This is a genomic window from Curtobacterium sp. 18060 (genome assembly GCF_902706105.1).
GTDB lineage: Bacteria > Actinomycetota > Actinomycetes > Actinomycetales > Microbacteriaceae > Curtobacterium.
This window is the reverse complement of the sequence record NZ_CACSJV010000054.1, coordinates 1-22409: the sequence shown is the minus strand read 5'-3', so window position 1 is coordinate 22409 and position 22409 is coordinate 1. Positions and strand designations below refer to the sequence as shown.

The 22409-nt window shown below is 71.1% G+C and carries 24 protein-coding genes and 1 tRNA gene; 9 read left to right on the top strand and 16 right to left on the bottom strand.

Going from position 1 to position 22409, the window contains the following annotated elements; all coding sequences use genetic code 11:
- Positions 1 to 131: 131 nt before the first annotated feature.
- Positions 132 to 2540 carry a hypothetical protein gene (locus tag GVL05_RS17295; protein WP_159573944.1) on the top strand — a complete coding sequence of 803 codons (2409 nt, stop codon included), beginning with the start codon at positions 132 to 134 and terminating at the stop codon, positions 2538 to 2540.
- A gap of 68 nt (positions 2541 to 2608) precedes the next feature.
- The gene (locus GVL05_RS17290; protein ID WP_123292263.1) at positions 2609 to 3580 is read left to right on the top strand and encodes a magnesium transporter CorA family protein; all 972 of its coding nucleotides are present in this window, start codon (positions 2609 to 2611) and stop codon (positions 3578 to 3580) included.
- A 301-nt stretch (positions 3581 to 3881) separates the two neighbouring features.
- Here the strand turns inward: GVL05_RS17290 and GVL05_RS17285 are convergent, their stop codons facing one another.
- Positions 3882 to 5033 (bottom strand): SLC13 family permease, encoded by a 1152-nt coding sequence (locus tag GVL05_RS17285; protein ID WP_159573943.1) that lies wholly within the window; start codon positions 5031 to 5033, stop codon positions 3882 to 3884.
- A gap of 93 nt (positions 5034 to 5126) precedes the next feature.
- Between GVL05_RS17285 and GVL05_RS17280 the strand changes: the two genes are divergently transcribed.
- Positions 5127 to 5318, top strand: a complete 192-nt coding sequence (locus GVL05_RS17280; protein WP_111085947.1) for a hypothetical protein — start codon at positions 5127 to 5129, stop codon at positions 5316 to 5318.
- Between the two features lie 88 nt (positions 5319 to 5406).
- On the opposite strand, the gene GVL05_RS17275 is transcribed toward GVL05_RS17280, so the two are convergent.
- The 4 genes from GVL05_RS17275 to GVL05_RS17260 all read right to left on the bottom strand — a co-directional run bounded on the left by GVL05_RS17275 (position 5407) and on the right by GVL05_RS17260 (position 9878).
- Positions 5407 to 6570 carry a mechanosensitive ion channel family protein gene (locus tag GVL05_RS17275; RefSeq protein ID WP_123338999.1) on the bottom strand — a complete coding sequence of 388 codons (1164 nt, stop codon included), beginning with the start codon at positions 6568 to 6570 and terminating at the stop codon, positions 5407 to 5409.
- A 109-nt stretch (positions 6571 to 6679) separates the two neighbouring features.
- Complete coding sequence (locus GVL05_RS17270; RefSeq protein WP_159573942.1) at positions 6680 to 7603, bottom strand: glycine betaine ABC transporter substrate-binding protein; 924 nt, start codon at positions 7601 to 7603, stop codon at positions 6680 to 6682.
- Positions 7604 to 7617: 14 nt separating this feature from the next.
- The gene (locus GVL05_RS17265; RefSeq protein ID WP_131881483.1) at positions 7618 to 8607 is read right to left on the bottom strand and encodes a proline/glycine betaine ABC transporter permease; all 990 of its coding nucleotides are present in this window, start codon (positions 8605 to 8607) and stop codon (positions 7618 to 7620) included.
- Positions 8604 to 9878: a glycine betaine/L-proline ABC transporter ATP-binding protein gene (locus tag GVL05_RS17260; protein ID WP_131881502.1), complete on the bottom strand. Its 1275-nt coding sequence runs from the start codon at positions 9876 to 9878 to the stop codon at positions 8604 to 8606. The genes GVL05_RS17265 and GVL05_RS17260 overlap by 4 nt, the downstream gene beginning before the upstream one ends.
- A 539-nt stretch (positions 9879 to 10417) precedes the next feature.
- Between GVL05_RS17260 and GVL05_RS17255 the strand changes: the two genes are divergently transcribed.
- Both GVL05_RS17255 and GVL05_RS17250 read left to right on the top strand, forming a co-directional pair.
- On the top strand, positions 10418 to 11980 hold the full coding sequence (locus tag GVL05_RS17255) for an amino acid permease (protein WP_159573941.1): 1563 nt from the start codon (positions 10418 to 10420) through the stop codon (positions 11978 to 11980).
- A gap of 70 nt (positions 11981 to 12050) precedes the next feature.
- Positions 12051 to 12371: a hypothetical protein gene (locus GVL05_RS17250; RefSeq protein ID WP_159573940.1), complete on the top strand. Its 321-nt coding sequence runs from the start codon at positions 12051 to 12053 to the stop codon at positions 12369 to 12371.
- A gap of 18 nt (positions 12372 to 12389) precedes the next feature.
- On the opposite strand, the gene GVL05_RS17245 is transcribed toward GVL05_RS17250, so the two are convergent.
- Positions 12390 to 13313 carry an aldo/keto reductase gene (locus GVL05_RS17245; protein ID WP_159573939.1) on the bottom strand — a complete coding sequence of 308 codons (924 nt, stop codon included), beginning with the start codon at positions 13311 to 13313 and terminating at the stop codon, positions 12390 to 12392.
- Positions 13314 to 13385: 72 nt separating this feature from the next.
- Here GVL05_RS17245 and GVL05_RS17240 point away from each other — a divergent pair, with 72 nt between their 5' ends.
- A complete protein-coding gene (locus tag GVL05_RS17240; RefSeq protein WP_228505428.1) occupies positions 13386 to 13976 on the top strand; it encodes a TetR/AcrR family transcriptional regulator in 591 nt (196 codons plus the stop codon).
- Positions 13977 to 13991: 15 nt separating this feature from the next.
- On the opposite strand, the gene GVL05_RS17235 is transcribed toward GVL05_RS17240, so the two are convergent.
- The 8 genes from GVL05_RS17235 to GVL05_RS17200 all read right to left on the bottom strand — a co-directional run bounded on the left by GVL05_RS17235 (position 13992) and on the right by GVL05_RS17200 (position 19893).
- Positions 13992 to 14831: a VOC family protein gene (locus GVL05_RS17235; protein WP_159573937.1), complete on the bottom strand. Its 840-nt coding sequence runs from the start codon at positions 14829 to 14831 to the stop codon at positions 13992 to 13994.
- Positions 14832 to 14927: 96 nt separating this feature from the next.
- Complete coding sequence (locus tag GVL05_RS17230; RefSeq protein ID WP_159573936.1) at positions 14928 to 15572, bottom strand: PepSY domain-containing protein; 645 nt, start codon at positions 15570 to 15572, stop codon at positions 14928 to 14930.
- A gap of 48 nt (positions 15573 to 15620) precedes the next feature.
- Positions 15621 to 16937, bottom strand: coding sequence for a cell wall metabolism sensor histidine kinase WalK (locus tag GVL05_RS17225; RefSeq protein WP_200849263.1), 1317 nt, complete (start codon positions 16935 to 16937; stop codon positions 15621 to 15623).
- 34 nt (positions 16938 to 16971) lie between these two features.
- Positions 16972 to 17649 carry a response regulator transcription factor gene (locus GVL05_RS17220; RefSeq protein ID WP_123938742.1) on the bottom strand — a complete coding sequence of 226 codons (678 nt, stop codon included), beginning with the start codon at positions 17647 to 17649 and terminating at the stop codon, positions 16972 to 16974.
- Between the two features lie 68 nt (positions 17650 to 17717).
- Positions 17718 to 17930, bottom strand: a complete 213-nt coding sequence (locus tag GVL05_RS17215) for an SCO4848 family membrane protein (RefSeq protein ID WP_111085956.1) — start codon at positions 17928 to 17930, stop codon at positions 17718 to 17720.
- 141 nt (positions 17931 to 18071) lie between these two features.
- Positions 18072 to 18998, bottom strand: a complete 927-nt coding sequence (locus GVL05_RS17210; RefSeq protein WP_159573934.1) for a hypothetical protein — start codon at positions 18996 to 18998, stop codon at positions 18072 to 18074.
- Positions 18995 to 19456, bottom strand: coding sequence for an ImmA/IrrE family metallo-endopeptidase (locus GVL05_RS17205; RefSeq protein ID WP_111085958.1), 462 nt, complete (start codon positions 19454 to 19456; stop codon positions 18995 to 18997). Before GVL05_RS17205 ends, GVL05_RS17210 begins: the two co-directional genes overlap by 4 nt.
- Entirely contained in the window at positions 19453 to 19893 is a 441-nt protein-coding gene (locus GVL05_RS17200) for a hypothetical protein (protein WP_159573933.1), read from the bottom strand. The genes GVL05_RS17205 and GVL05_RS17200 overlap by 4 nt, the downstream gene beginning before the upstream one ends.
- Positions 19894 to 19963: 70 nt before the next feature.
- Between GVL05_RS17200 and GVL05_RS17195 the strand changes: the two genes are divergently transcribed.
- Positions 19964 to 20620 carry a YigZ family protein gene (locus GVL05_RS17195; RefSeq protein ID WP_159573945.1) on the top strand — a complete coding sequence of 219 codons (657 nt, stop codon included), beginning with the start codon at positions 19964 to 19966 and terminating at the stop codon, positions 20618 to 20620.
- 103 nt (positions 20621 to 20723) lie between these two features.
- Here the strand turns inward: GVL05_RS17195 and GVL05_RS17190 are convergent.
- Positions 20724 to 20799 (bottom strand) — tRNA-Lys (locus GVL05_RS17190).
- A gap of 93 nt (positions 20800 to 20892) precedes the next feature.
- Here GVL05_RS17190 and bcp point away from each other — a divergent pair.
- Complete coding sequence (gene bcp / locus GVL05_RS17185) at positions 20893 to 21363, top strand: thioredoxin-dependent thiol peroxidase (RefSeq protein ID WP_159573932.1); 471 nt, start codon at positions 20893 to 20895, stop codon at positions 21361 to 21363.
- 74 nt (positions 21364 to 21437) lie between these two features.
- Here bcp and GVL05_RS17180 read toward each other — a convergent pair whose 3' ends face one another.
- Entirely contained in the window at positions 21438 to 21860 is a 423-nt protein-coding gene (locus GVL05_RS17180; protein WP_131881465.1) for a hypothetical protein, read from the bottom strand.
- Between the two features lie 260 nt (positions 21861 to 22120).
- Here GVL05_RS17180 and GVL05_RS17175 point away from each other — a divergent pair, with 260 nt between their 5' ends.
- Positions 22121 to 22369: a WhiB family transcriptional regulator gene (locus GVL05_RS17175; protein WP_017888820.1), complete on the top strand. Its 249-nt coding sequence runs from the start codon at positions 22121 to 22123 to the stop codon at positions 22367 to 22369.
- Positions 22370 to 22409 lie beyond the last annotated feature (40 nt).

Below are 22409 nucleotides of genomic sequence, written 5' to 3'. Positions count from 1 at the left end.
TTTCTTTATTTTTTTTTTTTTTTCAAGCAGAAGACGGCATACGAGATTCCTCTACGTCTCGTGGGCTCGGAGATGTGTATAATAGACAGGGCCCGCAGTCGTCGGATGCGTTCGGTCGCCTGCTGCGGTCCGTGTCCGGCCGTGACTGGCTGGCCGCCGTGCTCGCCGCCGTCGGCGGCTGGGTCGCCGCCTACGTGGTCGCTGCGATTTCACTGCTCCTCACCGTCGCCGTGCTGGCAGCGGGCGGATCCGGTTCCGTCGGGTCGGGGTCGACCGGCACCGGGACCGACCTCGGCGCCGGGAGCACCCCCGACGTCCAGTCGCTGCTGTCCGGGGTCAGCGTCCTGCTCGGCACCCCCGCCCAGCTCGTCGCCCTCGCCGACCTCGGCCGCCTGCACCTGTCCGGCTCGATCGGCTTCCTCGGGTCGGGGTCGGGCGCGCTCGCGGTCGTCCCGGCGCTCGTGCTCGCCGCGCAGGTCGTGCTGGCCGTCGTGCTCACCCGTCGCATCCGCACCCGCGGCCTCGGGCGCACCCCGGTCCTGCTGACCGCCGTCCTGTCCGGGCTGGTGACCACGGTGCTGACCAACGCCGCCGCGGGCATCCTCGCCATCCGGTTCCCCGCCGTCTCCGGCGCCTCCATCGACCCCGTGCACGCGGTCGGCCTCGGCAGCATCCTCGGCGCCTTCGTGATCGGCGCACTCGCCGCGGTGCTCGCACGCCCGTCGGCCCTGCTCGGCCGGAACGTGTTCGCCGGTCGCGTCCTCGGCACGCTGCGCGTCGCGGCGTCGCAGCTCACGGTGCTCGTCGTGCTGGTGACGGTCGTCGTCATCGTCGTCGCCCTGGTCGCACAGCCCTCGTGGGGCGCAGCGCTGCCGGTGCTCGTCGGCAACGTCGCGGTCGGCCTCACCGCCCTCGGCTTCTTCGGCGGCGTCGGGCTGTCCGGCTTCGGGTCGGCGGGCAGCACGGCGTCGGTCTTCGGCGGTGCCGGCGGCTGGACCTGGCTCGTCGTCCTGCTCGTCCTCGTGACCTCGGTCGTCGCGGGCCTCGCACTCGCCGTCCGCCGCAACGACCGGTTCCGCACCACGCTGGACTGGGTCGTGACCCCGGTCGTCTGGTTCGCCCTCGGGCTCCTGCTCTTCGTGCTCGGCACCGGCCTGGTGTCCTACCAGGCGACGGGCATCAGCGCCGTCAGCGGGACCGGTTCGATCGGGATCGCACCGTGGACGCCGCTCGTGTTCGCGCTGTGGGGCGGCGCGATCGAGGCCGTGGCACGGTACCTCGCGCCCGTGCTGCTCCCCCGCCTCGGCGGTGGCGTCGTGCTGCGGACCTCGCGCCTCGTCGGAGCGGACCCGCGCCCGGCGGCCGCACCGACCTTCCCGGCAGCGACTCCGGCGTTCCCGCCGGCCGACCCGGCGTTCCCGCCGGCCGACCCTGCGTTCCCGTCGGCCGACCCGGCGTTCCCGTCGGCGGCGCCCGCGGGCGACCCGGCGGCAGCAGCGTGGGCGGCGACGCCCGGCGTCGGCCACCCCGGTCAGCCGGAACAGCCCTTCGTCGGCGGCGGCGCTCCCACGCCCGCTCCGATGTCGCCGCGCGCCAAGAAGGTCCTGGTCCGCTCGCTCATCGCTGGCGGCGCCGTGGTCGTCGTCGTCATCGCGGGAGCCGTCACCACCGGTGTGCTCCGTGCCAACGTGTGGGGCCCGGCGCCGACCGTGAAGTCCTACGTGCAGGCCATCGCGAGCGGGGACGCCGACACCGCCGCCCGACTCAGCGAGGTGCCGTCCGACGCCGCCATGCTCGACACCGCGGTGCTGAAGAGCGCGAAGGACCGACCGTCGGACATCCGCGTCGGCCGCGTCTCGACGAGCGGTGACAGCGCCCTCGCCACCGTCAGCTACACCCAGGACGGCAAGAACCGCTCCGGCCAGGTCAGCCTCCGGCGCACCGGCACCTCGTTCCTGGTGAAGGACGAGTGGCGCGTCACCGAGCCGCTCGCCCAGACCGTCACCCTGACCGCGTCCGAGGTGCTCGAGGGCGCCCCGGTCACGGTCGGCGGCAAGGAGATCGGCGAGATCAGCGACGGCCGGTTCACCTCGCTCGCCTACCCCGGCACCTACGAGGTGCAGGTCGGCGGGACGAAGTACTTCACCGGCGGCACCGAGCAGGTGTCGGTCGGCGCGACGTCGTCCGGGTACGTCGACTTCACCCCCACCGCCACGAAGGCGCTGCAGCAGGACGCCGAGCAGTACGTGACCGACCTGATCGACGACTGCGCCACGAAGACCGACCTCAGCGCGCTGAGCGGGTGCCCCTGGTACGGCCCGTACGACGCTGATGGTGCCGTGCGCTACGACGTCACGACGATGCCCGAGGTCGAGGTCGAGGCCTCCGGTTCGGGCACGGTCATGGTGCAGAGCACGAAGGACGGTGTCGTCGAGTACGACTACACCTCGTACTTCGGGGACAAAGAGCACGGCGAGGACAGCTTCGATGTGTACCAGTACCTGAAGGTCGAGGACGGGAAGCTCGTCTCCGCCTACTGACGCACCACCGCACGCGACGACGGCCGGCCTGGGATCCCCGGGCCGGCCGTCTCACTAGGCTGACGCGCATGGTCAGGACACGGGCGTGGCGGAACGGCGACGCGGCGGAACGGGACTTCCCGGTCGACCGGGTCTCGGACCTCGTCGCCGACGCGGACACCTTCGTCTGGGTCGACTACACCGACCCCGTGCACGACGACCTCGTGCAGGTCGAACAGGAGCTCGGCATCCACGCCCTCGCCGTCGAGGACGCCGTCGAGCAGGGCCAGCGCCCGAAGCTCGACCGGTACCGCGACAGCCTGTTCCTCGTGGTCTACGACGTCGGCGGTCTCGGCGAGGACGGTGAGCTCGTCACCCACGAGGTGAAGGCGTTCGTCACCGAGCACGCCCTCGTCACCATCCACGGGGCCGACGTCGACACCGCCGCGATGGAGCACCGGCTCGACGCGAACGCGGACGTGGCCGAGCACGGTGTGCCGTGGCTCGTCTGGGCGTTGCTCGACGCCGTCGTCGACCACGCCACCGAGACCGTGGAGGACATCGAGCGACGGATCGACGACCTCGAGGACGACCTGTTCGAGCGGGGCAACGCCCGCGAACAGCAGATCCAACGCCGGTCGTTCCGCCTCCGCAAGGCCCTCGGCGTGCTGCGGCGGCTCGTCGTCCCGACCCGCGACAGCGTCGCATCGCTGCTGCACGGCGACGCGGAGACCATCTCGGACGGCATCCGGCCGTACTTCCGCGACGTCGAGGACCACCTGGTGTCGATCTCGGACTCCGTCGAGCAACTGCGCGACGCCGTCTCGAGTGTCCTCGACACGAACCTCAACCTGGCGTCGAACCGGCAGAACACCGTGATGAAGAAGGTGACGAGCTGGGCCGCGATCATCGCGATCCCCACCGCCATCACCGGCTTCTTCGGGCAGAACGTGACGTTCCCGGGCGAGGGTGCGTGGAGCGGGTTGTACGTCTCGCTCGCGCTCATCGTCGCGTCGTCGCTCGTGCTCTACCGCGTCTTCAAGGCCCGCGACTGGCTCTGACCGCCGCGGGCTTCGCACGGTGCGAGCTTGTTCGGGCGGTGCGCGACTGACCGCACCGTGCCCCGCCACAAACTCGCACCAGGCTGCCGACACCGCACCGAACGACCGAGCACGCACGGTGCGACGCCGAGAACCCGTACGCCACACAGCGCGCGCACGGTGCGAGCTTGTTCGGGCGGTGCGCGACTGTCCGCACCGTGCCCCGCCACAAACCCGCACCAGGCTGCCGGCACGGCACCGAACGACCGAGCACGCACGGTGCGACCGCGCGTCGGAGCGCGAGCACCCCAGCGGCCCCACGTCAGAACGCCAGCGCGAGCACCCCGGCGACCACGGTGAGCGGAGCCGCGATGCACCCGAGCAGCATGTACTTGCCCCACGACAGGTGCACGCCCTCGGCCGACAGCCGTGCGTGCCACAGCAGGGTGGCGAGGGAGGCCCACGGCGTCACCAGGCACCCGGCGTTCACGCCGATGAGGAGCGCCGCGTACCGCACGGCCTCGTGACCGGCAGCGGGCTCGAGCACCAGGTACGCGGGCAGGTTGTCGATCGCGTTCGCCGCCACCGCTCCCCCGGCGCCGAGCAGCAGGAGCGGCCCGGTGCCGGTGCCGTCGCCGAGCGCCCGCACGATCGGGTCGGTGAGCCCGGTGCTGTGCAGGGTCTCGACCACGACGAAGAGCCCGGCGGCGAACAGCAGCGTCGACCACGGCACCCGCGACGGCCGGAGCTCGGCGGGCGACCGGAACGCCGCGACCACGACGAGCACGAGGGCACCGGCGACGGCCGCGATCCAGACCGTCACCCCGGCGGTCAGCGCCACCACGAGCGCGACGAGCACAGCGGACGCCGCCCAGAACGACACCGGGTCGGACGGACGGCGCACCGACACCGGCGTGTAGCGCCCGAAGAGCTTGCCGCGGAACACCACGAGCAGGACGGCGCACGGCACGACGACCCCGGCGACGGCCGGCCAGGCCATCAGCCCGGCGAAGGGCAGCGGGCCGCCGAGGCCCATCCGGTCGACGGCGAGCAGGTTCGTCAGGTTCGACACCGGCAGCAGCAGGGACGCGGTGTTCGCGAGCCAGACGGTGGTGAGCGCGAACGGCATCGGCGGCAGCCCGACCCGGCGCGCCAGTGAGATCACGATCGGGGTGAGCAGCACCGCGGTCGTGTCGATCGACAGGAACACGGTGCAGAGCACGGCGAGGACCACGACCGCGCCCCACAGCCCGATGGTGCGTCCGCCGCCGACACGTGCCGCGACGTCGGCGAGCCGGTCGAACACCCCGGCGTCCGCGGCGAGCTCGGCGACGATCGTCAGCCCGAGGACGAACCCGAGGACAGGCAGGACCCGTTCGGCCAGGACCCCGAGGTCGTCGAGCGGCAGCAGGCCGAGCGCGACGCACACCGCGCCGATGACGAGCAGCACTGCTCCGATGACGGCCTGACGCACGGGCGTTCCTCCACGAGTGCGCCGGGCAGGGTGTCCGGCGGCGCTCCAATGTACTGACCGGTAGCGTTGGCAGTACGACGACAGGAGGCCTCTGTGCGCAAGTTCATGTTCAACGGTGCGGTGTGGAGTTCGCTCATCAGCGGCTACAGCGTGCTCCAGACCACCCGCCAGGGACCCCGCGACTGGCGGCTCGCCCTGACGTGGGTCGCGTGGATCGCGACCACGATCGTGGCGATCGGCACGGTGGTCGAGGACGACCGCGCCGTCAAGGCGCGCCAGCCGTAGCTCCGGGCCGCGACCACACGACGGACGGGAGGCCCGGTGCCAGCTGGCACCGGGCCTCCCGTCCGTCCCGTGTCGGGTCCGGAGCCCGTCAGCGCTCCGCAGGCGGGATGTCGGACGTCTGGATCGGACCGGTGAAGAGTGCCGCGCGGTCCTCCTGCCCCGGCGCGAACAGCGCCGAGTCGGCAGCGGTCGACGCCGTGCGCCGCCGCGGTGCGGTCTCGTCGACCATGAGCACGCGCTGGACCGGCAGGGCGTCGGGGTGGGTGCGCTGGATCCACTCGACGAGTTCCTCGCGGATGTAGCAGCGCAGGTCGAACAGCGACGGGGCGTCGTGCGACGTCGCGAGGACCCGCACCCGCACGTACCCCTGCACGGCATCGGTGACCTGCAGCACCTTGACGCGGCGGTCCCACAGCTCGGTGCGGTCGAGGATCCGGTCGAGTTCCTCGCGCATCTCCCCCGGACGGACCCGCCAGTCCAGGTCCATCTCGACGGCACCGAGCAGTTCGCTGTTCGTGCGCGTCCAGTTCTCGAACGGGGTGCTCGTGAAGTACGTCGACGGCAGCACGAAGCGCCGGTCGTCCCACAGGTGCACGACCACGTAGGTCAGGGTGATCTCCTCGATCCGCCCCCACTGCTGCTCGACCACGACGACGTCGTCGACGCGGATCGACCCGGAGAACGCGAGCTGCATGCCCGCGAAGACGTTGCCGAGCGTCGACTGCGCCGCGAGACCCGCGACGACCGAGATGAGTCCGGCGCTCGCGAGCACGCTCGCGCCCGCCGCCTCGACCCCGTCGAAGGTGAGCAGGATCGCGCCGACGGCGATGATGACGAGCACGGCGACGGTCAGCCGCCGGATGATGAGGACCTGCGTGCGGATGCGGCGGGCCTGCCGGTTGTCGGGGACGTCGATGCGGAACCGGTGCAGGCCGAGGTCCTCGAGGAAGATCGCGATCTGGCACGCCAGCCAGCAGCCCACCGCGATCGTGACGATGAGGAACCCGTGCACGACCTCGTCGCGCCACGGGTACGCGTCGGCGTCGCGCGGGACGCTCGAGGTGAACGCGATCCAGAGCAGGACCACGAGCAGGGTGGTGCGGAACGGGTGCTTCGCCCGGCGCGAGAGCACGCCGGCCCACCGTTCCCGTCGCGCGACCGTTCGCAGCACCAGGTGCAGGACGACCGCGGCGACGGCAGTGATGAGGAGGGCGAACCCGATCGCGACCAGGAGTCGGAGGAGGATGTCCATCCCTCCATGCAAGCAACGAAACGACAGGCGTCGTTCAGAAAACCGGCCCAGGACGCGACCGAGGCCCGGTGCGCACGACGCGCACCGGGCCTCCTGTCCGACCTGCTGACTACTTGCCGGACGTGAGCGAATCGACGAAGTCCTGGTGCTCGGAAGCCCACTTCTCCGTGATCGCGGGGTACTCGCTGGCCTTCGCGCCGCTGTTCACGAGCGCGTTCTCGAGCGAGTAGAGGGTGTCGGAGTCCATCGAGAAGTCCTCCATCCACTTCGACGCCTGCGGGAAGTCCTGCTCGAAGTCCTTCTTGGCGATCGTGTGGATCTCCTCGTTCTTGCCGAGCGCACCCTTCGGGTCCTTCAGGTCCTTGATCGGGAAGGCGTCGTACGCCCAGTGCGGACGCCACAGCGTCACGACGACGTCCTCCTTCTTCGCGATCGAGGCCTTGAGGTCGGCGAGCATCGCCGGCGTCGAACTCGTGATGAAGTCCATGCCGTCCAGGCCGTACTGCGGGATGACCTGGTCGGACACGACCTTCGTCTCACCGGCGGCCGGCTCGATGCCGATGATCTTGTTGCCGAAGTCGGACGCGTGCGCCTTGAGCTCGTCGATCGAGTCGATGTCCGAGTACTTCGGCACCGCCAGTTCCAGCGACGCCTGCTCGTTCCAGGCGCCGAGGTCCGTCAGGTCCTTGCCGTAGGTGTCCATGTACTCCTTGTGCGTGTTCGGCAGCCAGGTGTCGAACACCACGTCGTAGTCGCCGGACGCGAGGCCGGTGTAGGCGGGTGCGACGTCGGAGTTCGTGAGCTGGACGTCGTAGCCCTTCTGCTCCAACACGTACTTCCAGAGGTAGCTGGCGGCGGTGTCCTCGTCCCAACCGTTGAAGACGACGACGTGCATCGACTTCTGGTCGCCGTTGTCGACGGTGCCGGAGGCCCCGTAGTAGCCGGGCGGCATGCAGGCGGACAGGCCGACGGCGGTGGCGACGGCGAGGACGGCCGCCGCGAGGGTGCGCTTGGTTCGCTTGGTTCGTTTCATGGTCTGGTCCTTCCTCACGCGCTGGTCGTCTGCGGCTCGCGCCGGCGGTCGGCCGGGGCTGCCTCGGTGGTGGCGGCGGTCTGGGCGGTCGCCGCGTTCGGCGTCGCGGTCACGGTGGGCTTGCGCTTGCGCTTCCACGGCCGGGAGGCACCGCTCGCGTCGCCGCCGAGCGCTGCGGTCAGGCGGTCCAGCAGGATCGCCAGGACCACGACCGACAGGCCGGCTTCGGCCCCGAGCCCGACGTCGATGCGGTTCAGCGAGGCGACGATCTGCTCGCCGAGGCCGCCGGCGCCGACCATGCCGGCGATGACGACCATCGACAGCGACAGCATGATGACCTGGTTGACGCCGGCCATGATGCTGGCCTTCGCCAACGGCAGCTGGATCTGACGGAGGATGCGCCACGGGCTCGACCCGAAGGCGGCACCGGCCTCGACGACCTCGCTCGGGACGCCGCGGATGCCGAGCTCGGTGAGCCGGACGCCGGGGGCCATCGCGAAGACGATCGTCGCGACGATGCCGGGGACGACACCAACGCGGAACAGCAGCAGCGCCGGGATCAGGTAGACGAACGCCGGGGTCGTCTGCATGAAGTCCAGGACCGGGCGGATGATCCGGCTCGCGGCGTCGGACCGGGCGGCCCACACCCCGAGCGGGATGCTGAGGACGACGGCCAGGCCGGCGGCGACCACGACGAGCGCGAGCGTGTTCATCGCGTTCGTCCACTGCCCGACGCTGACGATGAACAGCAGACCGATGGCAGCGCCGAGCGCGAGCTTCCAGCCCTTCGCCAGGAACGCCAGCACGACGAGGACCGCGACGACGACCCAGAACGGCGGGGTGGACAGGAAGTACTCCATCCACGCGTCCATCCACGTGAACACGTAGCGGACGACGTCGAAGAAGCCGGACAGGTAGGTCGTGATCCAGTCGACGACCGCGGCGACCCAGGTGCCGAGGGGCAGGTGGAAGTCACCGAAGGAGTTGGTACCGGGGGTGATCATGCGTGGTCTCCTTCGATGGCGGGCTCGCCGGTGTGGGCAGGCGTCTCGCCGGTCGCGGCGAGGGTCGAGTCCATGTCGGAGTCGGAGATGCGGGTGACCGGCTCGAGCACCGGGATCGGCATCGTCGCGGTCGGCACGTTGCCGAGCGCGGCCAGCAGGGTCACACGCGGGACGACGCCGAGCAGGCGCTCCTCGTCGTCGACCACGGCGATCGGCAGGGGTGACTCGACGGCGAGCTCGAACAGGTCGGTCAGCGCGGTGTCGGGGGCGACCCGGGCGTACTCGGTGTTCACGATCGCGTCGAGGTTCGTGTCGCCGGCCTTCACCTGGCGCATCACGTGCCGGTCGCGGACCCAGCCCTCGAGCTTCCGGCCACGACCGGTGACGAAGAGCGCGGCGGTCTGCAGGTCGCGCATGGTGCGCAGTGCGCCACGAGGACCCACGGTCAGCGGGACGGTGGCGCGGGCCGGTTCCATGACGCTCGCGGCGGTGAGCACACGGGCACGGTCGACGTCCTGCACGAACTGGGCGACGTAGTCGTTCGCCGGGTCGGTGAGGATGTCCTCCGGCGACCCGATCTGCACGATCCGGCCGTCGCGCATCACGGCGATCCGGTCGCCGAGGAACATCGCCTCGTTGAGGTCGTGCGTGATGAAGACGATGGTCTTGCCGAGCCGCTGCTGCAGGTCGACGAGCTGCTCCTGCATCTCGCGGCGGATGAGCGGGTCGAGCGCGCTGAACGCCTCGTCCATGAGCAGGACGTCGGTCTCGGCGGCGAGGGCGCGGGCGATGCCGACGCGCTGCTGCATGCCGCCGGACAGCTCGTCGGGCTTCGCGTCGGCCCAGACGTCCAGGCCGACCAGGTCGATGACCTCACGGGCCTTCGCGAGGCGCGTCGTCTTGTCGACGCCGTTCACCTCGAGGCCGTACGCGACGTTCTCGAGCACGGTGCGGTGCGGCAGCAGGGCGAAGTGCTGGAACACCATCGACACGCTGGACCGGCGGATGTCGCGGATCCCCTTCGGCGTCGCGCCGGTGACCGTGCGGCCGCCGATCTCGACGCTGCCGGCGGTGGGCTCGAGCAGGCCGTTGAGCATCCGGATGAGGGTCGACTTGCCGGAGCCGGACAGCCCCATGACGACGAAGATCTCGCCGGGTCGGACGTCGAAGGACGCGTCGATGACCGCGGCGGATCCCTGCTCGCGGACCTCGTCGCGGGTGGCACCGGCGGCGAGGCGGCGGACGGCCTCGGCCGGTCGACGGCCGAACACCTTGTAGACGTCGCGGACGCTGACCGCCGGCGACGTGGTGGGGTCCGGGGACGTGCCGGTGGGGTCCGGCGACGGGGTGTGCCGGCTCTCGGGTGGTGCGATGGACAACTGGGCTCCTCGCGTCGCCACGGCGAACGAGCGCGCGTGCGGCGACGGTGTGGTTGCGGACGGGTCGTCCGGGACGGTGCGCGCGGCCACGTCGAGCCCCGCGCAACGGCGCAGGGCGAGCGATCACGCACGCAGGGACCACGCTCGGGGCGGTCCCGGTCCGGCCGACCGTACGGCCCCGGCGCTGCTGGCCGTGGACGCGTCCTGGTCGTCGTGTCCCCGACCATCGGGCCTGTGGGGACGTTCAAACCTAACGGTGTCTTGTCCCCCGATCACAATCGACGTCCGCCGGAATCCCGGCACCGCTGTACCCCGTCGTCGGCGTGTCGCCCACGCACATGGGGATCGCGATCGTGACCGTCTCGTTACAGATCAGCTCGTTCGGAGGTTTGTGTGCCGCCCCGGTTCCGTGCGCATGTAGGTTGGCGCGCATGACAGCGCAGAACGACACGGGCGTGAACCGTGCTCCGGCGAACGACTTCTCGCACGAGCAAGAGGGCTACCAACACGGTCTGAAGCCCCGGCAGCTGCAGATGATCGCGATCGGTGGGGCCATCGGTACCGGACTCTTCCTCGGTGCGGGTGGACGACTCCACACCGCGGGCCCCGCGCTCGCGCTGACCTACCTGATCTGCGGCATCTTCGCGTTCTTCATCCTGCGCGCCCTCGGCGAGCTCGTGCTGCACCGTCCGTCGTCGGGGTCGTTCATCTCCTACGCCCGCGAGTTCTACGGCGAGAAGTTCGCCTACGCCGCCGGCTGGATGTACTTCCTGAACTGGGCGATGACCTCGATCGTCGACACCACCGCCGTCGCGATCTACCTGCAGTACTGGTCCGCGTTCACCGCCGCACCGCAGTGGCTCCTCGCGTTGATCGCCCTGGTCGTCGTGCTCGCCGCCAACATGGTCGCGGTCAAGGTGTTCGGCGAACTCGAGTTCTGGTTCGCGCTCATCAAGGTCGCCGCACTCGTCGCGTTCCTCGTCGTCGCGATCATCTGGCTCGTCTTCGCGTTCCCGGTCGAGGCCGGCGGCGAAGCCGTCCGCACGGGCTTCTCGATCTGGGGCGACAACGGCGGACTGTTCCCGAACGGGCTGCTCCCCGCGGTCATCGTGATCCAGGGTGTCGTCTTCGCGTACGCGGCGATCGAGCTCGTCGGCACCGCGTCCGGTGAGACGCAGAACACCGAGAAGGTCATCCCCCGCGCCATCAACTCCGTCGTGTTCCGCATCGCGGTCTTCTACGTCGGGTCGATCATCCTGCTCTCCCTGCTCCTGCCGTACACGGCGTACAAGGAGGGCGAGAGCCCGTTCGTGACGTTCTTCTCGTCGCTCGGCAACCCGCAGGTCGGGTCGATCGTCGGCGGCATCATGAACTTCGTCGTGCTCACGGCGGCACTGTCGTCGCTCAACGCCGGCCTGTACTCGACCGGTCGCGCCCTGCACTCGATGGGCATGAACGGCTCGGCGCCGAAGTGGACCACCAAGATGTCGAAGGGCGGTGTGCCGTACGCCGGCATCCTGCTCACCGCCGGCTTCACCGTCGCCGGCGTCGTCCTGAACTACTTCGTCCCGAGCCAGGCGTTCGAGATCGCGCTGAACATCGCGAGCCTCGGCATCATCACGGCGTGGGGCACGATCATCCTCTGTCAGATGCGGCTCCGGTCGTGGGCGAAGCAGGGACTGGCGAAGGAGCCGTCCTTCAAGCTGCCCGGCGCCCCGGTGACCGCGTGGCTCACCCTGGCGTTCCTGGCGTCGGTCATCGTGCTGATGGCGATCGACTACCCGGTCGGCACCTACACGATCGCGTCCCTCGTGATCGTGATCCCGCTGCTCGTCGTCGGCTGGTTCCTGCAGCGCGACCGCATCCTGCGCATCGCCTCGCTCCGACAGGGCGTCACCGGCCCGTACCCGATCGGTGTCCGTGACCCGGCGAACCAGGTCCGTCGCGACGGCGAGGACGGCGGCGAGCACAAGGGGTCCGACGACACCGTCTGATCTGTCCCCGGTGCGCAGCACGTCGCGCGCCGAGTGCAGTGGGTCCGGCTCCCGTCGGTACGATCGGCGGGTGCCGGACCGCTCTGTCTCCCCTGCGTCTGTTCCCCCCACCCTCGATCTCCAGCTGAGCTGGCGAGGCGCGTACGGACGCCTGCGGGTGTTCCCCGACCGCCTGGAGGCCGAGACCGACTACGAGCGCGAGGCGCGGGTCTCGGTGCCGATGGACGCGGTGTCGGGGTGGCGGCTCGGACCGTGCGACGAGGATGCCGTCTGCGTCGAGTTCGTCACGGAGCCGGAGACGTTCCGCGTGCTGCTCGACACCTCGGACGAGCAGCTCGCCGCGCTGGCGATCCAGAAGGTGCTCGGACCGCCGCTGCACACGGAGTCCTGACCGGTCCGGCCAGTCGACTCAGGGCCACGCCGGCGCGTCGGTGCTCTCCGCCGCACGCCGAGCCCACACCCCGTCGAGTGCTCCGCGCTGCTCGGGCGACAACCGGACGGACCCCACCGCGACGTTCTCCTCGAGGTGGGCGACGCTCGACGTCCCCGGGATGAGCAAGACCTGTGGCGCGCGGCCGAGCAGCCACGCGAGGCCCAGCTGCGCCGCGGTGACCCGCAGCTCCGCAGCGATCCGGATCGCGACGGGTTCGTCGGCGACCTTCGGCAGACCGGGGAACGCGCCGCCGAGCGGGAAGAACGGAACCCAGGCGACGCCGTTCCGGACGGCCAGGTCGAACAACGCCTCGTGTTCCCGCGCCACCAGCGAGTACGCGTTCTGGACGCACACGATGCCGGCGGCGAGACCGCGGCGCAGGACCGGTTCGGACACGGCACTGAGTCCGATGGCCCCGATCAGCCCTTCGTCCCGCATGGCCGTCATCTCGGCGAGCTGGTCGTCCAGGTCGACGAGCTGCTCCCCCTCGGCGATCAACCCGGGTCCGGTGTCGGCGCGCCGCAGGTTCACGACGTCGATGCGCTCGCGGCCCAGGGTCCGGAGGTTCGCGTGCACCTGTTCGCGCAGCTCCTCCGGGCGTTGCGCCAGTGCGAGCGGCACCGGCGCGTCGACGCGGACAGCACCGATCTTGCTGACGACGACCACCTGGTCCGAGGTGCCGAACGCTCGCCGGATGACGTCGTTCGCGACACCGTCGCCGTAGAACTCCGCGGTGTCGAGGTGATCCACCCCGAGCTCGCGCGCCCGGTGCAGCAGGGCGACGCCGGCCGCGCGGTCCTCGGCGAAGCGTTCGAGCGCCATCGCGCCGTAGCCGATCCGAGCGACGGTCCGTCCGCCGAGGTCGTACGCGCCACCCGGGCGCTCCGTGTCGTGGTGCATGTCGTCTCCGGTATCCTCGATCGAAGCGGAGGATCCTCCGCTTCGATGATCCTAACCGGAGGAGCCTCCGTTTTGTCCACCACAACGCCCGACGCCCCGGATGCCGGTCCCCGCCGACCCCGGGCCGACGCCGCGCGCAACCGGGAACGGCTCGTCGGTGCCGCCCGCGCCGCCTTCACCCACCAGGGTGAGGACACGTCCCTCGGCGCGATCGCGTTGGCCGCAGGTGTCGGGATCGGGACGCTCTACCGGAACTTCCCCACGCGTCAGGACCTCGTGGCCGCCGTCTACCGAGCCGAGCTCGACGCCGCGCTGAGCACGGTCGACGACCTGCTCGACGGGGCGTCCGCCGCCTCGGCGCTCCGGGCCTTCGCCGGCCGGTACGCCGAGTTCGTGGCGACCAAACGCGGACTCGCCGAGACCGTCCGAGCCGGCGCGCTCCGTGAGACCGCCGAAGCCGCGGGGACCCGTGATCGGGTCAACGCGGCGGTCCAACGGTTCCTCGACAGCGGCACTGCGGACCGCTCCCTCCGCGCGGACGTCCTCGCCGACGACGTGACCGCCGCGCTCGTCGGGATCCTGTTGACGACCCGTGGCGCTGCGGACGGTTCACAGACCGACCGCCTGCTCGACATCCTGGTCGAGGGGCTCCGGACGCACTGACGTCCCGGAGACCGCTCAGGCAGTGCCGTCCGGGGCGAACTGCGTGACGCGGAACGTGGCGCCCTGCGGGTCCCGCAGTTCGGCCGCACGCGTCCACGGCCCCTGCCAGGTACCGAGCACGGCGCCGCCGAGCTCCTCGGCCCGTGCGGCGGCGGCATCACGGTCCGCCACGCTGAACGACACGTGCCAGTCGTCCGGCCCGTCGTCGAGTCGGGCGAGGGCGCCGATGACGTCCGCGAAGCCCTCCGGTGCGCCGACCTGCCGTTCGCGGATGTCGGGGTCGGAGGTGGCCGCGAGGTGGTCCCCGTAGCCGGGCAGCCGGACCATGGCGCTCGGGCCCTCCTCGATGCCGGAGACCCGCCAGCCGAACAGCTGCTCGTAGAACGAGATCGCCTGCTCCGGCTCGGTCGAGCGGAGGTCGCTGAAGACCCAACCACCGGGGGCGTTGATGTACTGGGACCCGAGCCGCTCGCGCGCCTGCCAGAGTCCGAACGCCGCACCGCACGGATCGACGCAGTCGACGCTGCGGCCCGCGGCGCCACCCGGCCCGGCGTCCTCCGCCGGAGCGGCGGTGCCACCGAGCTCGACGACTCGAGCGGCCACCGCGTCGGCGTCGTCCACGGCGATGTACGTCGTCCACGACGCCGGCTCGTCACCCGAGGCGATCGCACCGACCTCTCGTCCGTCGATGCTCACGATCCGGTACGAGCCGGGGGCCCCGGGCGGCAGGCGCTCCTCGAAGTCCCAGCCGAACAGACCGCCGTAGAACGCCTGCGCGGCGTCGGGGTCCGGGTGTCGTCCGTCGATCCAGCTCGGCACGCCCTGCGGGTAGGTGCGAGGGGTCTGGTCCGTCATGGTGTCTCCCGAGGTCGCCGACGCCCAGGTCGGATGCCACAGGTCTACCGCTGACCGCCGACGTCGGCCGGGTCGGTCGCCGGGTCGTTCGTCGGATCAGTCGTCGGTGTCGACCTGGTCGGTGACGACGTCGCCCGAACCGGCGTCGATCCGGACGCTGTGCTTGGTGCCGGACCCGTCGACGACGTCACCCTCCCAGACCACCTTGCCGAGGTGGTCGTCGAGGCCGAGCTCGGTGATCGCACCGGCGTGCAGGTCCTCGAAGGCGCTGACGGCCCTGGTGACGTCGAGGTCGGCCGCTGCGACGAACCGGTCGTGCTCGGCACGGTCGTCGGTGTCCGCGGTCTCGGTATGCGGGGTACCGGTCACCCCGGTGCCGGCGGCGTCGGTGTGCACCTCGTGCTCGGCGCCGTCCTTCGTCACGACGAGGACCTCGTACGCGCTGCCACGCTGCTCCTGCTCGACCGAGATGACGGTGCCGGAGCCGACGCTCCCGCGTGCGGTCGCGACGGCGGCCAGCAGGGCGTCGTTCGACGTGGCCGAGGCGGCGGTCGCGGACGCGCCACCCGACGTGCCGGTGGTGGCGCCCGTCGCGGCCGGTCCGTTCGAGGACGACGCCGCCGAGTCGGACGACCCGTCGGTGGAGCAGCCGGTGAGGGCGAGCGCGGCCACGACGGGCAGGGCGGCGAGGGCGGCGACGCGGCGGGCGGAGGGCTTCTGGAGCTGGGTGCGGAAGGTCATGGGACGAGCATGTCGGCGGGGTGCTGAAGCAGACCTGAAGCCGCCTGTTCAGCCGCCGAGTGCGATGCGCACGACGAACCGCGCCCCGCCGAGCGGCGAGTCCGCCACCGTCGCCTCGCCGCCGTGTGCCCGGACGGCGTCCCGCACGATCGCCAGACCGAGGCCGGCACCACCGGCGTCGCGGCTGCGGGCCTCGTCGAGCCGGACGAACCGCTCGAACACCCGGTCGCGCTCGGCCGCCGGGATCCCGGAGCCGTCGTCGTCCACGGTCAGCACCGCGGCGCCGTCCTGCTCGACCAGGGCCACCGCGACGCGCGACGTGGCGTGCCGGACGGCGTTGTCGACGAGGTTCCGGACCACGCCGGTGAGCAGCCGTTCGTCGCCGAGCACGCGCGCGGCGGAGATCCCGGAGCCGTCGACCCGGATCGCACGGTCGCCGGTCGCACCAGCCGGCACCCGGGCCCGGGCCCTCGCGACGGCGTCGAGTGCGAGGTCGTCGAGGTCCACGGGACGACGGACACCCGTGCCGCCCTCGTCGAGCCGTGACAGCTCGAGCAGCCCGGTGACGAGGTCCTGCAGGCGCACGGCCTCGGACCGCACGACGTCGGAGAACTCGGCCACGTCCGTCCGGTCCGGGTACGCGACGGCGACCTCGGCGTGCTGGCGGAGCGACGCGATCGGCGACCGCAGCTCGTGCGAGGCGTCGGACACGAACTGCCGCTGCCCCGCCGCGGATCGGTCGAGCCGGTCGAGCATGGCGTTCATGGTGGTCGCGAGCCGGGCGATCTCGTCGCCGGTGTCCGGCACGACCACGCGGGCATCGGGCTGCGCGGCACGGATCGTCTCGACCTCGGTGCGCATCCGTTCCACCGGCCGCAACGACCGCCCGGTCACGGACCAGGTCACGATCCCGAGTACGAGGACGAGCACCGGCACCCCGACGGCGAGGAGCACCACGGCGGTCCGGATGGCGGTGTCGGTCTGCTCGAGGGAGACGCCGTACACCAGGGTCGCCTCACCCCCACCGGGCAGGTCGACGTCGTCGGCGACGAGCAGCCAGCGTTCGCCGTCGTGCGACCACCGGGACTCATCGGCGGTCGACAGGGCCGGAGCGTCGGCGTCCTCACCGTGTGCGAGGACCGAGCCGCCGGCACCGACCACCTGCACCAGGACGTCCTCGTAGTCGGTCACCGCACCGGCACCGTCGGACTCGACCCGTGACGACACCTGTTCGAGCCCGGCCTCGGCGGACGTCCGTACCCCGTCGAGCAGCACCAGGCGGAGCACCACGACGAACCCCACGGCACCGACGACCAGGGCAGCGAGCACGACCACGCTGGCGCCGAGCGTGGTCCGCGCGCGCACGGACCGGAAGCGGCGCGCGCGCCCCGTCCCCCGGTCAGCCACCGTCGGCCGCCAGTCGGTAGCCCGCACCGCGGACGGTCTCGAGTGACGTCCGTCCGAACGGCCGGTCGAGCTTGCGCCGGAGGTGCCCGACGTACACCTCGACGATGTTCGGGTCGCCCTCGAAGTCGACGTCCCAGACGTTCTCGATCACCTCGCGCTTCGAGCACACCTGCCCGGAGCGCCGCGCGAGGTACTCGAGCACCGCGAACTCCCGGCTCGTCAGGTCGACGGGGGTCCCGGCACGCGCCACGGTCCGTGCGGCCGGGTCGACGACCAGGTCGCCGAGGGTCAGCACCGCCGGGCGTTCGCGCGCACCGCGGCGGACGAGCGCGCGCAGCCGGGCGACGAGGACCGGGTGCGAGAAGGGCTTCGTGACGTAGTCGTCGGCGCCGGCGTCGAGGGCCTCGACCTGGTCCCACTCGCCGTCCTTGGCGGTGAGCATGAGCACCGGCGTCCAGTCCTGGTCGGCCCGGAGCTGGGCGCAGACCGCCCATCCGCTCATCCCGGGCATCATCAGGTCGAGGACGATCGCGTCGTAGCGGAACTCGCGGGCGTGCCACAGGCCGTCGACGCCGTCGTGGGCGACGTCGACCGCCCACCCCTCGGCCTCGAGGCCGCGACGGACACCGTCGGCGAGCCGCACCTCGTCGTCGACCACCAGGACACGCATGGCGACGATCCTGCCGTGCCGCCCTGAAGCAGCGCTGAAGCGACGCCCGACGGCGAACGGCGAGCGGCTCAGACCAGCAGCAGGATCCCGGCGACGACCGCGGCCACGGCGATGGCGAGCGCGATGAGCAGCAGCACGAGGTGCACCGTGTAGAACGTCGTCGGCTTGCCCGCGGCGTCACGCGCGCGGGTGTCCTTCGCGACGCGCTGGAAGAAGCGCGGCCAGGTGACGACGTTGAAGACGGCACCGATGAACAGGACGACTGCGGCGAAGACGAGCACCGTCCGAGTCTAGACAACGAGTGTCGGTGGTGCTCGGCCGCCCCCAACGCGGCCGAGTCCCACCCGACGAGCCACAGGATCTGTAGCACTTGCTACAAACCCTACACGGGCGTCGGGAGACCGTCGAGTCACCCCTTCGGGCTACGCGGAGTCGAGCGCCGACTCGGCCTCGGCGAGGACGGCTCGCTCGGCATCGGTCAACGGCGCACGCGTCCGCCGGAGCCCGTCGTTGACCTCGACGATCGCGCGGCTCAACCGCGTGGCGGGGTCCTCGGTCGACGGGTAGGCGTTGTCGGCGCCGATCCGCTCGTGCAGCGGCGCGAGACGTCGCAGCGCCGCGTCGACCCGCCGGGTGCGCCGACGTCGCGAGACCCGGTGTCCGACGACGAGCAGCAGCATCCCCGTCGAGACGCAGATCACGGCGCCGGGCGTCGTGACGTCGTACGGCAGCGCGAGGGAGCGCATCCGGTCGAGATCCCCCGTGACGTGCGCCAGGTCCATGACCACGACGACGACCATCCGGACGACCCCCAGCACGCCGCCGAGCACCAGGACCCACAGTCCGACCAGGTCCGTCGTCGTCCGGGCCTCGCGCAGGCGGAGGACGCAGATGAGGCCCGTCGCGCCGAGCGCCACCCCGAGGTACACCGTCTGCGCGATCGAGTAGACGGTCGCGGCCGGGTGCGACCCGGCGTCGAGCATGAACGTCGTCGTGGTGGCGGGCTTGTCCAACACCGAGAAGGCGACGACCACCACGACCACCACCGCGGCGCACGACACCACGATCGCGTTCCGGAGCCACGGCCGCGCTGCCCCGACCGCCTTCGCCACGCCCCAGAGCAGCGTGCTCGTGCCGGCGACCATCAGGCAGTCGCTGACCACGGTCACCACGTTGGAGCCGCCGAGCAGTGGGTCGAGCCACCGGTACAGCGGATCGACGTTCGTGACGATGGTGCCGGCGAACAGCAGGAAGGTCACCGCCAGGGTCCGGTCCTGCCCGCGTTGCAGGACGAAGAGCGCGATCGTCCCGGCGATGAGCAGCACCGCCTGGACGACGGCGACGATCACCCGAAGACCCCGCGGAAGGCGCTCGGGCGGCCGCGGTGCCGCCGGATGAGCGTCGCGAGTGCGTCGGCGAAGACCTCGGCCTCGTGCTCGTACGCGTTCGAGAACATCCCCCGCGCCAGTGCCCGCTCGACCTTGTACTCGGGCAGGTCCGGGATGACGTCGCGGATGTAGGCCGACTGGGGGGCGTGCTCCTGGTGCCGGTGCAGGACGTGGCCGAGCTCGTGGCCGATGACGAACGCCCGGAAGGTCGGCGACGCGGTCGGCGAGATCATGATCAGGTGGGCGTGCTCGAGCGTCGCGACGAAGCCGCACACCGGCTCCGTCGCCAGGAACGCCTCTTCGCGGACGACGATGGGCTTGTCCACGACGACGGCTGCGGCGGCGACGGCCTGGTCGACGTCGGACCACCCCTCGACCGCGCCGCGCGCCCAGAAGGACTCGAGCAGCGGGTCGGTCACGCCACGCTCCCGCGCTGTGATTCCTCCTCGAGCACCTCGGCGATGCGCCGCAGCGCCTCGGGTGAGAGCTCGCCGGGGAAGGTGCGTGCAGCGAACCCGCTCACGCGGGCGGAACGCAGGGAGCGGACGAGGGCGAGCTGGGCGCCGATGCGCTCGGGGACGTCGCTGTCCTCGAGCAGGAAGCGCTCGTCGACCTCGAAGAACCCGGCGAGCAGTCGCAGGAGCTCGGTGTCGCGGTTGCGTCGGCCGTCACCGGAGAGCATGTAGGTCCACTTCGCCCGCGAGAGCGAACCGCCGTGGGCGGCGACGTACTCCTCGATCGAGGCGAACGGCACCGGAGCACCACGCTGGGACTCCTCGAAGTCGAGCAGCAGGTTGATGCGCCGTGCGAGTTCGGCGGCGTCCAGGACCCCGCCCCTCGGATCACCGGTCTCCATGTCGGACTCCTCCCCAGCCGTGCGTGCACGACATCGTAGCGCGGCGGACACGGTGCACGCCGTTAGCCTCGTGGGCATGGCCCGCAGCTTCCCCGCGACGATCGCCGACCCGGTCGAGCACGAGATCGTCATCACGAAGTCGCGGTTCATCACCACGGTCGCCCCCGTGTCGGACGTCGCGGACGCCGAGCGGGTCATCGCCGAGGTGAAACGCCGCCACTGGGACGCCCGGCACAACTGCACCGCGATGGTCACCGGCACGCTCGGCGACCAGGCCCGGTCGTCGGACGACGGAGAACCGTCCGGCACGGCGGGCGTGCCGATGCTCGAGGTGCTCCGCCGCCGCGACCTCACCGACGTGGTCGCCGTCGTGACGCGCTACTTCGGCGGTGTGAAGCTCGGCGCTGGCGGTCTCGTCCGCGCCTACTCGACCTCGGTCTCCGAGGCCCTCGACACCGCCGCGCTCGTCCGGCGCGAGGCGCTCACGCAGGTGCACTTCGACGCCCCGCACGCCGAGGCCGGCCGGCTCGACAACGTCCTGCGCGACTGGGTCCGGCACCACCACGCGACCCTCGGTGCGACGGTCTACGGGCGTGCGGCGACGTTCGAGGTCTGGGTGCCCGCCGACGCGCTCGAGACCCTGACCGCGGACCTCGCAGCGGCCTCCGCCGGCGCCGTCGACCTCGTCGTCGGCCCGGAACGGATCGTCGACGTCACCGCCGACTGAATCCGACCGCCAGACACACCTCGGGCGTGTCCCGCCCGGAACGCGTGCACACCCCCGGAACGCACGAAGGCCCCGACTCGATGAGTCGGGGCCTTCGTGGTTGTGGTGCACCCCCTCGGACTTGAACCGAGAACCCACTGATTAAGAGTCAGTTGCTCTGCCAATTGAGCTAGAGGTGCATGTTCCGGCTTCCGTGCCGCAACGGGAATCAACAATAGCATGGGTTCTGCGCGCTCACGACCACTCGTGGGCACCAAGCGAACAGGAGCACCATGACCGACCGTCTCGCCGCCGGCGACACCGCCCCCGACTTCACGCTGCCGGACCAGGACGGCGTCGAACACTCGCTCGCCGCACTGCGGGGCAAGAAGGTCATCGTGTACTTCTACCCGGCCGCGTCCACCCCGGGGTGCACCACCGAGGCCTGCGACTTCCGCGACAACATGTCGTCGCTGCAGGCAGCCGGCTACGAGGTCCTCGGCGTCTCGAAGGACGAGCAGGCGAAGCTCAAGACGTTCCAGCACGAGCAGGCGCTCACGTTCCCGCTGCTGAGCGACCCCGACCTGGCGGTGCACAAGACCTACGCCGCGTGGGGCGAGAAGAACAACTACGGCAAGATCGTGACCGGCACGATCCGCTCCACGATCGTGGTCGACGAGGACGGCAGCGTCCAGCTGCCGCTCTACAACGTCAAGGCGACCGGACACGTGGCGAGCCTGCGGAAGAAGCTCGGCCTGGTCTGAGGACCGGACCACAAGACGGACGGGAGGCCCGTGGCGGCGTCGCCACGGGCCTCCCGTCCGTCTTTCGGTCGCGTCTACTCGGCCGGACGCGCGAGCGCGGCCGTCACCGACCGCGACAGCACGAACGTGATGCCGAGCAGGGCGGGGATCAGCAGGACCCAGCCGACCGCCGGCTCGCGGAAGACACCCTGGAACGCGCCGATCGCGATCGCACCCTGCAGGACCTGCCAGACGATGATCCCCGACCGCACCCAGGCGCGACGCTTCCACAGGCCGTTCAGGAGCGCACCGAGCCAGAGCGCCGCGACGGCCGACAGGATCGTCAGGGCGATCCCGGACGCCAGGCTCGACGCCGGCGCGACGATCAGCTCGACGACCAGGACGACCGTGACCACGACGAGCGCCGCGAACTCGAGGCCGACCACCACCAGCAGGCCGATCAGCGCGCGTGAGCGTCGCTCAGGACGGTCGACCGCGGTCGGGTCGTCATCGTGCACAGTGATCCTCCAGCATCGGAACCCTTGATTTGCCCCTACCAGTATGGAACGATATTCGAGGTCGTTTGGACGGCACGATGTGGTGTGCGTCTCCCGTGGTTCGTCGCTCCTCCCCCGAGCGTCACGCGGGCGTCAGACTCGCTTCCAGCGGACTCCTCCCCACAGTTGTCCCCTCATGCCTCATGCATGATCAGCGTTCCGATCCCCCGAACCCCGGCCCCGGCCTGCCGTTCGAGCATCGACATCAAGGAGCACCACACATGGACTGGCGTGACAAGGCAGCTTGCCTCACCGCGGACCCCGAGCTCTTCTTCCCCGTCGGGAACACCGGGCCCGCCGTCGATCAGATCGAGAAGGCCAAGTCGGTCTGTGCGCGCTGCACGGTCACCGAGATGTGCCTGCAGTACGCACTCGAGAACAACCAGGACTCCGGTGTCTGGGGTGGCCTCAGCGAGGACGAGCGTCGTGCGCTGAAGCGTCGCGCCGCCCGCGCCCGCCGCGCTTCCTGACCCGGGCCGGTTCCCGCAGGACACACCGACGCCCGTCGTC